This is a genomic window from Glutamicibacter sp. BW77 (assembly GCF_002332285.1).
In the GTDB taxonomy this organism is placed as follows: Bacteria; Actinomycetota; Actinomycetes; order Actinomycetales; family Micrococcaceae; genus Glutamicibacter; species Glutamicibacter bergerei.
Window position 1 is genome coordinate 23,905 of record NZ_NRGT01000055.1, and the last position, 330, is coordinate 24,234.

General features: G+C 56.7%; 1 pseudogene. It reads right to left on the minus strand.

What is annotated here, in order from left to right:
- Positions 1-99 precede the first annotated feature (99 nt).
- Positions 100-330, minus strand: a pseudogene (locus CIK74_RS18945) (hypothetical protein); the annotation flags it as partial.

The window sequence follows — 330 nt, forward strand, 5'->3', positions numbered from 1 at the left end:
GCAGTTCCGGGCATCTTTCGGTCCCTAGGCTTTAGCTATGTCGACGGTTGCCGCGCCGAGAAATCAGCACACCAGCGGCTGCCAAGAGCAGACCAGCGATCAACACAGACATCGTGGTGAACCGGTGTTTGCTAGATCCTGGTCCTTTTTAGGCGACTGCGGTTCGTCAGATGGATCCTCAGCCGTGGTCGACTCCTGAACGGATTCTTCCTCGGCTTGTTCGGTTTCAGTCGGCTCTCCAATTGGATCCCTGGTTGGCTCCTCCGAAGGATCAACTGTAGGTTCCACAGTCGGTTCCGTCGGATCCGTAGGTTCCACAGTCGGTTCCGT